The sequence below is a fragment of the Microbulbifer sp. YPW16 genome, from assembly GCF_021290385.1.
In the GTDB taxonomy this organism is placed as follows: domain Bacteria; phylum Pseudomonadota; class Gammaproteobacteria; order Pseudomonadales; family Cellvibrionaceae; genus Microbulbifer; species Microbulbifer zhoushanensis.
In genome coordinates this window covers 2898385-2912721 of the sequence record NZ_CP089928.1, presented here as the reverse complement: position 1 = coordinate 2912721, position 14337 = coordinate 2898385, and the positions used below count along the sequence as shown (strand labels likewise).

Below are 14337 nucleotides of genomic sequence, written 5' to 3'. Positions count from 1 at the left end.
GCCTGTGGGCCCGGCAGGACGAGGGAAGCATCTGTGGCGGGTCAATCGAGACTGAAATCGAAATTCAGGTGCTCGGCGGGCGCCTGCACATAATAGCCCTGGATATAGTCGGTGCCGCTCTGCCAGAGGGTCGGTAACATACTGGCCTGCTCCACATGGGGCACAATCACCCGCGTATTCGCCTCGGCCAGCTGCTGCACCATGTTTACCAGGGTATCGCTGTTCTCCCCCTCATCCTGTACTTCCCGGACAAAGGACGGATCCACCTTGGCGATATCCACGGTGACATGCTCGAGGGTCTTGAAAGGATTGAGACCGGCGCCGAAGCGGCTCACCACTACCCGGCTGCCGAACTCACGCACCTGCTTGATGAAATCCCGTGCCGCATGCAGGTTACTGTTGATATCGCCCTGGCTGACCTGGAATGACACCGATTTCGGTGCCACCTTGGCCGCCTTGAAGGCAACCTTCAGCCAGGCGGTCAAGCCGGAATCCTTCAGCGACGCCGCGGAAATATGTAGCAGCAGGGAAACATCCTTGCCCCGGGCGCGCTGGGCGGCAGCCGCCTTGATTGCGGTCAGGATTATCCAGCGGTCCATCTTGATCGCCAGGCTGTCGTCTCCCAACCCCTCGAGGAATGACAGGGGTGAGAGTTCCTCCTTGCCATCCACCATGCGCACCAGCACCTCGTACATCTGCTCGCCGGTGCCCTGCAGGCTGAGCACCGGCTGGTACAGCAGTTTGAGGTTGCCGGCCTCCAGCGCCTGGATTACCCGCGCGCGGTGGTAGGTATCGGCATCGCCCTCCTGGTCGGCGCCCGGCTCGAACAGCGCGAAACCATTGCCCTGCTCGCTGTCCTGCAGTGCCTGCTCGTGGGCCTGGAGCGCCTGGTCAAGAACCTTCTGGGCATTAACGGAGGCTTCGCTGAGCAGGGACACGCCAATCGATGCGGTGACCTGTACCGTCTTGCCGGCAGCATCGAAGATGGTGTCGGCGATTTTCTTCATCAGCTCCCGGGCTCGGTGCTCGGCACTGTCCGGGGTGGTCTCTGCCATCATCAGGCAAAAGCTCTTTTCGCCGTAGCGGGCCACTACGTCACCGCGACGCACGCTCGACTGCAACAGCTCCGCTATTTTCTTCTGCAGCGCATCGGCACCCGCGACGCCGACCGCTTTCTGTACGGTTTCCTCGAAACGATCCACTTCGATATACATCAGGCCACCGGTACGCTGGGAGCTGGCGGCGGCCTTGATCGCGGCGTCGAGCATGCGCAGGAAATGCTGCCGGTTGTAGAGGCCGGTGAGGGGGTCACGGCTCTTGATGTCGCTGAGCTGTGCTTCCAGTTCCTCGGTATTGCCGGAGCTCGCCGCGATACGGACCTGCAGGCAGTTCTCCTCATCGTAGACAGTGGAGAGCACCTCGGCGCGTACCGGCACTGGCCGGCCGGAGGCGGACCTGGCGGTGAATTTCCACTCCTGCGCCTCGACATCGTTATTGTCGATTGCACATTGGCGCAGGAAGGCGCGAGCGTCTTCTTGCTCCCCCTCGGTCACCATATCGATCAGCGGTTGGTACTCCACATCGTCCCGGTCCTTGTACCCGAGGCGCTCGGCCAGGGACTGGTTGGCATAGACGATCAGGCCGTCGGAAATGTAGGCAATAGCGTCCTTGGAGCTGTCGAGCAGCTCCTGGGCCCGGGCCAGCCCGGCGTGATAACGGCGATCATGCATGCGCGCCTGGCGCCGGTTGCGCAGCGCGGTGATCTCCCGCTGGATCACCATCAGCAGGTGCTGGTCCTCATCCACGGTCACCACATCCCGGGCCCCGAGCTTGAGGCCCTCCACCACCGGCTGGGCGCCGCTGCGCTCGGTGAGCAGCAGGACCGGTACATCTTTCTGCAATTTGCTGATGGTGCGCAGGGCCACGGGTGGCGGCACCTGCTTGCTGCTTTCCGCGGCAATCAGGAGATCCCAGGTATTGTCCTGGAGCAACTTTGTCAGTGCTGGCTCACTGGGCACGTGTTGGGCACGATTGGGGCGGCCGGCATTGTGCAGCATGCTGACCAGGCGCTGGGCTTCAGAGGGTGTGTCGTGAATCAGAAGGAGACGAATCGTGTCGTTGCTGCTCATTTATTATGCTCTTGATACTTACATCTGCGGTCCCGGGACGGTGTTACGGGCCGTCAGTGCGCCGCCGCTGGGACAGCGGCGCAAGAGCGCTAAGTGTAGGTCGCGGCGTCGGTGGCTTACAAGAGCGGGTAGCCACCGCACACGGGTATGGAGATAGACCTCACACAAAATCGAACCGGGCAACGGAGGGGGTTGCCACCGTCTGTCGCTGCAGGCTAACCGGGCGGGTCACACTGCCGGTAATCACCTCGACCTCGTCGTAGGCCTTGAACAGGGGGACTGGCAGGACCAGGGCAACACACTTGCCGTCACCCTCGCGGGTCAGCAGGGCCGGGATTGGCGCCGAAGCGCGACCGGCGGAATTGCGCCGGCGAACCTCCACCGGCGCCACGTGGCGAGCCAGGATCTCGACACCGGCATCGCTGTAGTCCACCCGGCTGAGGTGCCAGCGGATCACCCCCACCTGCCAGCCATTTGGCATGCGCACGCCGACCAGCTCACCAACCCGCAGGCGCTCTCCAGCGGCCGGCGAGAGCCTCAACCCCAGACCGCGGGCACTGCGGTTGAATACCTCGGCGACTTCGGTCTGGTAGTGGCGGGCGGCGCCGCTGGTCCCCGCACTGCGCTCGCTCCTGAGACTCGGTGCGCAGGGCAGGCTGACATCGTATTCCGCCATGGTGCGGCCGGACTGGTAATCCACCGCTGCCGCCTCCAGGCATACGCGCTCCTCTTCCCGGTCTAGCCAGGCAGTCATATCGCCAGTACCCGGCCCGCTGCCATCCTTTTCCCGCAGGTTGAAACAGGTAGCCCCGAGGCCGATGCTGACCACGCACTCCGCCTGCCCCGGCTTGCGCTCCTCGCCACGGCCCGTGGCACCGCCCCATGCATCGCGGGCACGCTCCACCAGGGGATCGAAATTCTTTTCCAGGTGCTTTTCCACCCGCTGCAGGACCGCTGACAGGCCCAGCCTCCAGCCCCGCGGCGCACGGAACCGGTCGCTGTCGACCGCCCTGGCGGACAGCCTGCCCGCGGGCAGGGGCGCCTGGTCGAGCTCCGTGGAGGCCACCAGGCTATCGCCCGTTTCGGTGTAGTTCTCCTCCAGCGTGCCGAGGCGGCACCAGTCCCGGGTCCGGCACCAGAACGCATCCTGCTGCTCGCCGTCCAACTGGCCGGGATTGGCACTGAAAAACAGCGCCGCGCTGATATAGGCATCTACCGCACTGGTGCGGCCGCGGGATTCCAGTGGATCCGACACCCGCCGCCACGCCACCTGCTGCGGGAAGCCGCGCTGCAGGAGCAGATGCAGGTTGCGCCAGCAGTTCTCCGGGGGCGCCAGGCCGAACAGGGAAGTGACCCGCAGCAGCCGGCCGCCGGCATCGACGGCCCGGTGCAGGGTCCGGGCACGTTTTTCCCGCATCAGGAAAGGAACACCGGCGGTGTCCTCCAGCTGCACCCACAGGCTGGCGTAGGCCACAAAGAGTTTCTGCAGCAGCCCCACCACCGGTTGCAGGCTTCGGCGCAGCTTTTCCAGTTGCGTGGCACTGAGCGCACTGCGCTGGGTGACGATGGCATCGCCGCAAGTGACGGCATGCTGGCGCAGCAGTTCCAGGATTGGCAGGCGGGTGGCTGCCGGTGCGCGCCACTGGGCAACTTCCTCCACCAGCCCTGCCAGCAAAGTCACCAGCCGCTGCTGGTCGGAGGGGTGGAAAGGATGCAGCTCGTACTGGCTCAGCCACCGGTCCAGCTGGCTTTCGCTGGCGCAGCCGCAACTGAGGGCGGGCAGCGCACGTGAGGGCAATCCGAGCTTGCTGGCAAAGCTCGCGGGGGCGCTCGCCCGGGCCGGGGCGGCGGCATCTATATCATCCATCATTATTACTGTAACCGTCCGTTGGGTTACAGCAGTATAAGAAGAGCGAAATTAGACTCACAAGCCCATAAAGAAGCTTTATGCGACAATATTGAGACAACGATCACGCCAAAAGCGCCAAACAGGTCTAACCCGACATGCTTCTGCCAGCGCTGTCACCCAGCTAAACTAGATTGGCGTTTTCGACCTTTCCCCGGGTATCTCCCGCACCAGTCTCGGCACCAGGTAACCGGGCAGGCTCTCCCTCAGGCCTCGCACCAGGTCCCGCGCAGTCCCATCATCCACCTCGAAGTGGGCCGCGCCACGCACCCGGTCCAGCTGGTGCAGGTAATAGGGCAGCACCCCGCTGGCGAACAGGGCCTCCCCCAGTGCCGACAGGGCCGCCACCGAATCATTGACGCCCCGCAGCAGCACCGCCTGGTTAAGCAGGGTGACACCTGCAGCGCGCAGCTTCCGCAGTGCCGCCCGGACTTCATCGTCGATCTCGCGGGCGTGGTTGCAGTGCAAAACCAGCACCGGCCTGAGGCGCGAACCGGTGAGCCATGTCACCAGCTCATCGGTAACCCGGCTGGGCGCCACCACCGGCAGGCGGGTGTGCAGGCGCAGCTTGTCCAGGTGCGGTACCGCGGCCAGCTCTTCCACCAGCCGTGCCAGCTGGCGGTCATTGAGCACCAGCGGATCACCGCCGCTGAGGATGACCTCACGCAGCTCGTCCTGCGCGCGAATATAGTCGAGCGCCCCCTGCCACTGGCTGCGGGTCAGGTGATTGTCGCTGTAGGGGAATTCACGGCGGAAACAGTAGCGACAGTTGATGGCGCACTGGCCCGCGGCGATCAGCAGCAGGCGCCCGCGATACTTGTGCACCACGCCCGGCACCGGGTTGGCCTGCGCCTCCGCCAGCGGGTCACTGGTGAATCCCGCCGCCGGCTCCAGTTCCGGGGCCCCCGGCAGCACCTGCAACAACAGGGGGTCGCGGGGGTCCCCCGGGCGCATGCGGCGCAGATAGGGCCGCGGCACCCGCAGGGCAAAGCCGTCGGCGGCGCGCAGGGCGGCGGGGAGCTGTTCCGGGTCCAGCCCGAGCAGCTTCACCAGCTCGGCGGGGTCCGTGACCAGGTCGGTCATCTCTTCCTGCCAGCGGCGGCCGGAGGCAGCGGGAGCCTCCTCCCGGGCAACGATTTCACTGGCGGCTGGGACGTGCTGTATCATAAGCGGCTATTCTGTGGCGCAAAGCGCGCAAATTTTAAGCAGTTACAGTGAAATTTAAAGAGCGGGCGGTGCTTTTTATGCGAACCGCACCGTTTTTCTGATTTAGAGGAACTCATGGCTAGTTATTCCACCAACGAATTCAAGGGCGGTCTGAAAGTAATGCTGGACGGCGATCCCTGCTCCATCGTGGAGAACGAATTCGTCAAACCCGGCAAGGGCCAGGCATTTAACCGGGTCAAGCTGCGCAACCTCAAGACCGGCCGGGTCTGGGAGCGCACTTTCCGTTCCGGCGAGAGCCTCGAAGCCGCCGACGTGATGGACCGGGAAATGGAGTACCTGTACAACGACGGTGAGTTCTATCACTTCATGGAGCCGGACACCTTCGAACAGCACCCGGCCAGCGTCGAAGCGGTGGGTGATGCCGCCAAGTGGCTGAAAGAGCAGGATATCTGCACCGTCACCCTCTACAACGGCTCCCCGCTGGCAGTGACCCCGCCCAACCATGTAATCCTGGAGATTACCGATACCGACCCGGGCCTGCGCGGCGATACCGCCCAGGGCGGCAACAAGCCCGCGACCCTGTCCACCGGCGCCGTGGTCAAGGTACCGCTGTTCCTGGAGATTGGCGAGACCATCAAGGTCGACACCCGTACCGGCGAGTACCTGGGTCGCGCCAAGGACGACTGATTCCGGCACACTATTTCCTGTATGGGCGGCCGCTGGCCGCGATTGAGGGTGGCCCGGGCCACCAGCGGTCGCGGCCAGCGGCCGTTCCTGCATGAGGCCCCGCACAATGACCGAACATACCTGGCAACCTACAGCGTCCCTCGCGGCACTGCGCCAGCGCGCCGCGCTGCTGGCCCGGGTGCGGCAGTTTTTCGCCGAGCGCCAGGTGCTGGAAGCGGAAGTTCCGGTGCTCTCCCGCCGCGCCACCAGCGACCCCCATATCGATTCCATTACCGCCCTGCTTAACGGCGACGCGGCCTATCTCGCCACCAGCCCGGAATTTGGGCTCAAGCGCCTGCTGGCGGCCGGACTGGGCGACTGCTACTACCTGGGCAAGGCTTTCCGCGAGGGAGAGGCCGGCGGTCGCCACAACCCGGAATTCACCATGCTGGAGTGGTACCGCTGCGGCTGGGACGACCGCGCCCTGATGCTCGAGGTGGGCGAGCTGCTGCGCACCCTGCTGGATATCGAAACGGTGGAATCCCTCAGCTACCGGGAGTTGTTCCTGCAACACCTGGGGCTGGACCCCCATACCGCCGGCATCGAACCGTTGCGCGAGTGTACCGCCGAAAATGTGGAACTCTCATTCGCCCCTGCCGATCGCGACGAATGCCTGGACCTGCTGATGAGCCATTACCTGGAGCCGCGGATGGGACCGGGCATTACCCTCCTGTACGACTTTCCCGCCAGCCAGGCGGCACTGGCCAAGGTGCTGCCCGATGATACCGGCAGGCCGGTGGCGCGGCGGTTCGAGGCCTACGTCGGCGGACTGGAACTGGCCAACGGCTACTGGGAACTGACCGATGCCGAAGAACAGTTGCGGCGCTTCGAGGCCGATCACCGCTACCGCGGCGCGCACAAGCTGCACGTCTATCCCTATGAGGAACGGCTGGTGGAGGCGCTGCGGGCGGGCATGCCCGAGTGTGCCGGTGTGGCCCTGGGTATCGACCGGCTGCTGATGCTGGCCGGCGGCTACCGGCGGATCGAGGAAGTCATCGCCTTTCCGGTCGGGCGCGCCTGAGCTGCTGGCGCGGACTCAGGGCTCGAACAGGTAGCGGCTGACCTGGCCGACCGCGAAAAAGCCGGCGTCCAGGTACGCACTCTGGCGGTTCTCCGGGGTCAGTGCCACCGCATATTTGTGGTGGCTGTGCAGGGCCTGGGCCAGCAGGTGGTTGAACAGCGCACGGCCGATGCCCTTGCCACGGTGAGCCTCGACCGTTTCCAGATCATAGATCCCCAGCGCATCGGCCGAGGCAAACAGGCAACCCGAGGCTACTGCCTCGCCATCCAGGCGGGCCAGGTAAAACTTCAGGCGGCTGCGCTTCTGCTCGGGGATTTCCGCCAGCTTCTGGTAGAACTTGCGCACCTGCGGCGCCTCCCGGGTGCCGTCAAAGGGCTGGGCCTGCAGGTCGCCGTATTCCCCCAGCTGCTCAGCGCCCACAGCCACTATCTCCAGCCGGTCGCGCAGCTCATCCGGCAGATTCTCGTCCGCCGCCAGCCGCTGTATCTCAATGGCCATCGCCACCAGGGTGTCACGGTGGGCCAGCCCCAGCTCTGCCAGTTCCGCCTCGTCCATCGGCTTGCTGGCACAGTGCCAGAGGGTGAACGGGCTGTGGCGCTCGGCAAAATAGTCCACCACAAAGCGCTTCAGGATCATCGCCGGGACCACCGCATTGGTGACCGCCTGGTTGAAGTTATGCGAAAGCAACCCGCTATCGCTGCGCACAATGCTGGTGATTTCCCGGGTCTGGTCGGGGTTGGTCAGCCCGGCGCAATAACTGGCGCGTGATTCCAGGTTGCGGCAGACAAGGTTTTTGGCGCTGAGACTGTATTTCATGGCTATCAGGATAGTTGTGTTTACCGATCACCCGTGCCACCGGCGTTCCCCCGGCCGGAGCCGGGCAGAACAACGGTTGCGCATAGTCTAGGCACAGGAGGAAGCAATTCCGACAACAAACGGGAACAATTGATCCAGGCGGGTCACTTTGATGGCAGTAATCAGGGCAGCTGCCGGTCCACCTGGGTCAGGGCGCAGTGGTCCATGGAAAGGGCCGGCGCGTCGCAGCTGGCATCGCAGATCACCCGGGCCGGCACGCCGGCCACCAGCTTCTTCGCCGGCACTGATTTGAGTACCACGCTGCCCGAGGCCACCTGCGCACAGCGCCCGATCTCGATATTGCCCAGCACCTTGCTGCCGGCGCCAATCAGCACACCCTCGCGCACCTTCGGGTGCCGGTCGCCGCTCTCCTTGCCGGTACCGCCGAGAGTTACCGACTGCATGATGGACACATTGTCCTCCACCACCGCGGTCTCGCCGATCACGATGCCGGTGGCGTGGTCCAGCAGGATGCCCTGCCCCAGCGTCGCCGCCGGGTGGATATCCACGCTGAACACCACCGAAATACGGTGCTGCAGGAACAGCGCCAGTGAGCGCCGCTGCTGCTGCCACAGCCAGTGGGCCACCCGCCAGGCCTGCAGGGCGTGGAAGCCCTTGAAGTAGAGAAAGGGCTCATACAGCGAGGAACAGGCCGAGTCCCGCTGCTGTACCGCCTTCAGGTCGGCCCGTGCGGCGCGGCCGATGGCCGGGTCACTGTCGAGCGCCTCGTCGATCACTTCGCGGATCAACAGCGCCTGGGCTACCGGGCTGTCGAGCTTGTTGGCCAGGTGGAAGCTCAGTGCGGATTCCAGCGTGCTGTGGTTGAGGATCGTGGCATGCAGGAAGCTGGCCAGGATCGGCTCGCGCTCCACCTGCTGCGCCACGTCAGCGCGGATCTGCTGCCAGAGTGCATCGCCCTCCCGGGCGGCGGTATTGAGCTGATGGGCTTCCATCGGGTATCGCTCCTTGGCGGCGCAGGCAACCGCGCCGTTCGCTGTGGATTCAGATCGCGCCGAGGGTCAGCGGCGGCTCCAGCAGGGCCGACTGTTGCTCGCGCAATGCCAGTATATGCTCCGCCCAGTAACGCGGGCTGTTGAACCACGGAAACGCCAGGGGGAACGCCGGGTCTTCCCAGCGCCGCGCCAGCCACGCCGCGTGATGCATCTGCCTCAGGCAGCGTAACGGTTCAACCAGTTGCAACTCTTGAGGGTTGAAGGGAGAAAAAGTTTCATAGCCCTCGATCACTGTGTCCAGGTAAGCGGTCTGGTCGGCACGGTTGCCCGAGAGCAGCATCCAGATATCCTGGATTGCGGGCCCGGTCAGGCAATCGTCCAGGTCCACAAACCAGGGCGTGTCGTCGCGCCACAGGAAATTGCCCGCGTGGCAGTCGCCGTGCAGGCGCAGCGTCTCCCAGTCTCGCTCGAACAGGGGCGCTATCTCGTCGATGATATGCCCGGTCACCGTGGCATAGGCGTCGCGGTTTTCCCGCGGCAGGAAATCCCCGGCGAGGATGAATTCGCGGCTGTCGATGGCAAAGTGCTGCAGGGACAGTGCCGGCCGGTGCTCAAAGGGCCGCGCCCGCCCAACGGCGTGAATCCGGCCGAGCATGGTCCCCACCTGCTCCAGGTGCTCGAAGTTATCCAGCTCCACCTGGCGCCCCCCGCGGCGCGGGAACAGCGCGAAACGAAAGCCGTGCGCCTCCATCAGGGTGCGGCCATCGAACTCCAGCGGCGCCACCACGGGGATCTCGGCCGCGGCCAGCTCCAGTGAAAAGCTGTGCTCCTCGCGAATCTGGGCATCGCTCCAGCGACCCGGCCGATAGAACTTGGCAATCAGCGGCTCACCGTCCTCGACTCCCACCTGGTAAACGCGGTTTTCATAGCTGTTGAGCGGAAATATGCGCGCATCGGACAGCAGCCCGGTGGTCTCCACGCAGTCGATGACCACGTCGGGTGTCAGGCCATCGTAGGGATGTGGGTTTGCGGACATATCGGCAACCGGCTTGATAATGGGCAGCTATGCTAACGCGCCGCCCCGGCCGCGCACAAACCTCGCAGGCGGCCTGCCTAGCCGGCGGGCGCGGGGCTGGCCCGGCGCATCAGGTAGCCCAGCACCGCAGCCAGGATCAACAGCGCTGGCACATCCCCCAGCAGGTTGGCCCGCTCGGTACTGTCGACAATGGCCTGTACCAGCATGATCAGGCCATGTACCAGACTGGACCAGACGGTAAACCAGATCAGGCTGGCATTGGCCAGCGGGTCCCGCGCGGCGAGAACCAGGAACACGCCCAGGGTGGCGTAGATACCCATGATCATCTGTTCATACTCGGGCTGCCTTGGCGTCCAGCCCCAGCCCTCGGGCCAGACCCACATCATCATGGCGTAGATGCCAAAGATGAAAAACAGCCCGGTAATAACCAGGACAATCCTGAGAACACTGAGGGCAGCATGGGGTCGCATGGCGATATCCTTGTAGTTGATGCTGGAAGCCCAGCCAATCCTGTTCCGGAGCAAGGCGAACCTGTCGCCCCGGCTCCGCGTTCATCACTGCCGCCAATCAGGTCCCGGCAACGGCATGTTCGCGTCCCTCATCACTCACCTGCTCCGCTGCCCCGGACTGGCCCGCCCGTTTCAGCTGTCGCAGGTAGCCGTGCAGGATCTCTGCATCCAGGCCATGTAGCATCAGGCGGAACCCCGCCTGCAATGTTGTGTGGGGGACCATAGGGTGGCGATTATTGACCAGCGACAGGGCCGTACTGTCGTTTAGCAACTTACCAATATAGATCGAAATGGTTTCATCCAGCTGCAGGGAGTTACTGGCACGCCAGAAATCGTGATCTGAAAGGAAAAGAGCGTAAAGGGGGGTGTACAACTCGATCGCCGTCTGCAGGTCCAGGACACTGGTGGCATACTGCCCGCCCGGCTCAAGGTCAAAATCCCCATCGGAGATGGCACTGAAGTCCAGCTCAGTTGCCGGCAGGATCTCGCGCCCCTGCTCCGCCAGCTGACTGTTCAGGTCGCCGATAAAATTATAAATATTGAGGTCATGGACCAGGAATGTATCATCCAGCAGGTCTGCCAGCTCCCGCGGCCGCAACGGGCGGGTACTGCCGATCTCAACGCCGCCGACATTGTCGGCAATAAACTGCAGCAGTTCCGTGCCGATATTGAAGTGGCGCAGGATTAGGTAGTTGGCGTCCGCACGCACAAAGTACCGCAGTCCCCAGTAAATGGTGCGGTGTAATATCCGCGAGGAATGCCAGCGCTCCGGGATCAGCAGGCGGAGCAATTGCACCAGCACAATGGAGAGACGGGCCAGCGGCCGCACCACCGGCAACAGCAGCCGGCGCGACCAGGTATTGTGGCCGGCCAGCAAGGCGCGCTTGGCACCGTCATGGATTGGCAGGCTGCGATCGAGGTAGAGCACCAGCCAGGGATTTGGATCCGAATGGTTCAGGTTCGACTGTTCAAAATCGCTTTTCCAGCCCATCAGTAATTCCCCAGCTCTTCCAGCTGCAACAGGTAAAGACGACCGGTCACCCGCGCGGTGTGCGCAATACGCCCCGCCATTCCCGGCACCTCCAACAGGCCCGAATCGAACACGTCGTGGAGCTGCTGCAGGTGATCTTCATCATGTGCGGCGTGGTAGCGGTAAAAACTCACCTGGCTATCCTGCAGGTTCAGGTGCTGCTGAAGGGCGCGGGCAAAAATACCGGCGAAATGCTTGCCTAGCCCCTCGATGATAAACATGGCCCCCAGCAGGTCCAGTGGATCCGGCTGCGAAGCCCGTTGCATCATCCAGGCCGAAAGTGCAGTGGCCCCGATGTTCTTCTGCCCCTCTCGCAACTGTCGCAGTTCACCACCGACTTCCTGGTAATCCCGTTCCAGCATCTGGTAATCCCGGTGTTCGGTGCCCGCGTGGCGCAGGAACTGCGAGCGCAGCTCGAGATGCTCGCGGCCAATTGAGGAGGCCGCCCGGGATATCCAGCAGGCGCCGTCAATAACCTGCTGGTAGTGATCGTGCAGTAACTGGCGGTAATCCTCCAGGCGAATGGCCCCCCTTAGCGCCCGTGCGATAATGGGCACCTGTACCAGCTGGCTTTCAAATTCCGCCCAGGTCTGCCCCAGCTCGCGGACCAGCCTCTGGGCCTCGCTCAATTCGCTTCCCATATTTTCATACCACCGTCAGGCACATAAATGCGGCCAGGCAACGGCCGCTCTCCGGGACAAAGCACAGGACCCTGTCCCCCTCCTGTAGCTGCTCTTCCCGTAACAGGCGGTCGAGCAACAGGAAAATTGAAGCACTGCCCACATTACCGACCTGGTCCTGGTGATTGCGCCATCGCTCTTCCGGAATCATCGCCCCGGCACTTGCAAGCAATTGTTTCATGCGCTCCCCCAGGGCCCGGGCCGAATAGTGGGGCAGGAAATATTTCACGCGGGCGGGATCAATTTCCCGGCGTTCCAACACTTCCAGGTAATAGCCAACCCAGACCGGGAACATCTGTTCCAGCAGGGTAAAATCCTGGCGCAGCGGGAAAGCCGCCCCTTCGATGGCACCGGCCGGGGAACCGAAATGCGCCCAGGGACGGTGATTGCCATCTGGGCCGGGGGAACTGCCAGCGGACATGCAGGAGGGGAAACGGTGGGCAAAGGATTTTTGTTCGATCCAGTCGATACGCAGGCAGGGCACACCGGGCTGTGGTTCCGTCTCCATCAACAGTGCGCCGGCGCCGTCGGACAGTGTCCAGCGCAGGAATTCATACTGGAAAGCTTCCCCGGTCCCCATCGTGGAAAAGTCAACTGAATCGTAAAACCCGGGCTGGAACCAGCGACTCGAGAACTCGCTCCCGCAGGCGGCCGCGCGCCGGTGCTCCCCTGCCTTCACGCCGAGGTACGCTGACTTGATCGCCATCATGCTGCTGGCGCATACGCTCTGGAACGACCCCAATTCCAGCGCGCCATTGCCCAGCTCACCATGAACGGCACTGGCATGGCCGGGCACCAGCATATCCCCCTGGGTGGTGCTGGCGGCGAGGTAGTCCAGGCTGCTGCTGTCCAGCCGACCCCGGTCACATGCAGCCTCGACCGCCCGCGCAGCCATTTCCGCATTGGTAAACAGGTAGTCGCCACCTGCACCTATTGCATAGTGTCGCTGCCGAATTCCATTCTGGCGCAGGGTCGCCGACTTGAGGCGACGGCTGTGGGGGCCGAGCAGGCCAATGCGCCCTTCCATTTCCCGGTTATCCACCGGCAAACCGGGCAGGAAGCTGCCACTGCCGGTAATAAATACATTCTGCATGGTTGCTGGTTATTTATTGTTAATATTGGTGACCAGGCAGGATACCGGAAAAGAAAAGAGGCTGCCCGGACCGCATTACCGGGCCGTCGGCCCCCGGCGCAACCCGGGGGCTAACCCTGCGGCTCAGGGCTCGGACAGTTCCGGCAAGTGGCAAACAACTTCCACATTGTTGCCATCCGGATCCAGTACGTATGCCGCATAATAATCTGCATGCTGTTCCGGCCGCAGGCCGGGCTCTCCATTGTCCTTGCCGCCTGCCTGCAGCGCGACCCGGTGAAATTCCCGCACCGCGTCGCGGTCTTCGGCCCGGAAAGCCAGGTGCAGGGCCGGGGTCATGCTGGTCCCGCCCCGGATCCACAGGCTTGGCCGGTCGGCCCAGCCAAAGCCGGCCCAGCCCGCATATTCCAGGATCAACTCGTAACCCAGCGGCGCCAGGGCGAGGCGGTAAAATTCCTTGCTGCGTTCATAGCTGTGCACATGCACGCCAACATGGTCGAGCATTAACGACTTCCTCCGGCGAATCGGGAAAAAGGGAACAGGGCTTCAACGATATGCCGGAAGTGTAGTCAATCTCTCCCACCCTGAAGGCGGGCATGGGATACATGCAGGGGGCCGGGCACAGGGGGAACCGACAGCTGCCTGCACCGGGTGACCCGGGTCACTATCTACCGACAGGCTGTGAATCCGTGGCGGGTATTCCCTGCCACTCCCGCGCCAGCAGCCCGTAGACCAGGGCATCCTGGTAACCGTCCTGCTCCCGGTAGCGCTCCCGCAGCAACCCCTCTCGTGCAAACCCCAGTTTTTCCAGCAGTCGGATGGAGGCGGTATTGCGCGGGTCCACATCTGCCTCGATACGGTGCAGCGCCAGGAAGCGAAAAGAGAAGCCAAGCAGTGCCCGGGTGGCACGTGCCATCAGCCCGCGCCCGCGATGGGCGCGCTCCAGTGCAAAGCCGATCTCCGCATGCCGGTTGTCGCGGTCGATACCCGCCAGGGTACAGGTCCCCACGAGCTGCCCTCCCGCTTCCAGGCCCCACTGGTACAGACTGCCCTCGAGAAACCCCTCGACAATGGACTCCAGGAAAACCTCTGCCTGGGCTCGTGTTTCCAGGCGGGACAGGGCCATGAAGCGCACCACCTCGTCATCACCGAAAAGCCGCTGTAATACAGGAAGGTCCGCCGGTTCCAGCCACCGTAACTGCACACCGTCCCCATTTAGTGTGGGCAAGCGGGAT

General features: G+C 63.6%; 14 protein-coding genes. 2 read left to right on the top strand and 12 right to left on the bottom strand.

Annotated elements, in window-relative coordinates; all coding sequences use genetic code 11:
* Positions 1-41: 41 nt before the first annotated feature.
* The 3 genes from LVE68_RS12535 to epmB all read right to left on the bottom strand — a co-directional run bounded on the left by LVE68_RS12535 (position 42) and on the right by epmB (position 5202).
* Positions 42-2129: a GGDEF/EAL domain-containing response regulator gene (locus tag LVE68_RS12535; protein WP_232940744.1), complete on the bottom strand. Its 2088-nt coding sequence runs from the start codon at positions 2127-2129 to the stop codon at positions 42-44.
* Positions 2130-2289: 160 nt separating this feature from the next.
* Positions 2290-3999 carry a hypothetical protein gene (locus LVE68_RS12530; RefSeq protein ID WP_232940743.1) on the bottom strand — a complete coding sequence of 570 codons (1710 nt, stop codon included), beginning with the start codon at positions 3997-3999 and terminating at the stop codon, positions 2290-2292.
* A 165-nt stretch (positions 4000-4164) separates the two neighbouring features.
* Positions 4165-5202, bottom strand: coding sequence for an EF-P beta-lysylation protein EpmB (gene epmB, locus LVE68_RS12525; protein WP_232940742.1), 1038 nt, complete (start codon positions 5200-5202; stop codon positions 4165-4167).
* Between the two features lie 114 nt (positions 5203-5316).
* Between epmB and efp the strand changes: the two genes are divergently transcribed.
* Together efp and epmA are read left to right on the top strand one after the other, a co-directional pair.
* The gene (gene efp / locus LVE68_RS12520) at positions 5317-5889 is read left to right on the top strand and encodes an elongation factor P (RefSeq protein ID WP_232940741.1); all 573 of its coding nucleotides are present in this window, start codon (positions 5317-5319) and stop codon (positions 5887-5889) included.
* 106 nt (positions 5890-5995) lie between these two features.
* Positions 5996-6949, top strand: a complete 954-nt coding sequence (gene epmA / locus LVE68_RS12515) for an EF-P lysine aminoacylase EpmA (protein ID WP_232940740.1) — start codon at positions 5996-5998, stop codon at positions 6947-6949.
* Between the two features lie 15 nt (positions 6950-6964).
* Here the strand turns inward: epmA and LVE68_RS12510 are convergent, their stop codons facing one another.
* The 9 genes from LVE68_RS12510 to LVE68_RS12470 form a co-directional block, all read right to left on the bottom strand.
* Positions 6965-7765: a GNAT family N-acetyltransferase gene (locus tag LVE68_RS12510; protein ID WP_232940739.1), complete on the bottom strand. Its 801-nt coding sequence runs from the start codon at positions 7763-7765 to the stop codon at positions 6965-6967.
* A 161-nt stretch (positions 7766-7926) separates the two neighbouring features.
* Entirely contained in the window at positions 7927-8757 is an 831-nt protein-coding gene (gene cysE, locus LVE68_RS12505; RefSeq protein WP_232940738.1) for a serine O-acetyltransferase, read from the bottom strand.
* Positions 8758-8806: 49 nt separating this feature from the next.
* Positions 8807-9793, bottom strand: a complete 987-nt coding sequence (locus LVE68_RS12500) for a serine/threonine protein kinase (RefSeq protein ID WP_232940737.1) — start codon at positions 9791-9793, stop codon at positions 8807-8809.
* Positions 9794-9870: 77 nt separating this feature from the next.
* The gene (locus tag LVE68_RS12495; protein WP_232940736.1) at positions 9871-10263 is read right to left on the bottom strand and encodes a DUF6632 domain-containing protein; all 393 of its coding nucleotides are present in this window, start codon (positions 10261-10263) and stop codon (positions 9871-9873) included.
* Positions 10264-10360: 97 nt separating this feature from the next.
* Complete coding sequence (locus LVE68_RS12490) at positions 10361-11293, bottom strand: DUF6999 family protein (protein WP_232940735.1); 933 nt, start codon at positions 11291-11293, stop codon at positions 10361-10363.
* Positions 11293-11973 (bottom strand): iron-containing redox enzyme family protein, encoded by a 681-nt coding sequence (locus LVE68_RS12485; protein WP_232940734.1) that lies wholly within the window; start codon positions 11971-11973, stop codon positions 11293-11295. The genes LVE68_RS12490 and LVE68_RS12485 overlap by 1 nt, the downstream gene beginning before the upstream one ends.
* Positions 11974-11977: 4 nt before the next feature.
* Positions 11978-13105: a 3-oxoacyl-[acyl-carrier-protein] synthase III C-terminal domain-containing protein gene (locus LVE68_RS12480; protein ID WP_232940733.1), complete on the bottom strand. Its 1128-nt coding sequence runs from the start codon at positions 13103-13105 to the stop codon at positions 11978-11980.
* A 123-nt stretch (positions 13106-13228) separates the two neighbouring features.
* Positions 13229-13606, bottom strand: coding sequence for a VOC family protein (locus LVE68_RS12475; protein WP_232940732.1), 378 nt, complete (start codon positions 13604-13606; stop codon positions 13229-13231).
* Between the two features lie 160 nt (positions 13607-13766).
* Entirely contained in the window at positions 13767-14306 is a 540-nt protein-coding gene (locus tag LVE68_RS12470) for a GNAT family N-acetyltransferase (protein ID WP_232940731.1), read from the bottom strand.
* Between the last annotated feature and the right edge of the window lie 31 nt (positions 14307-14337).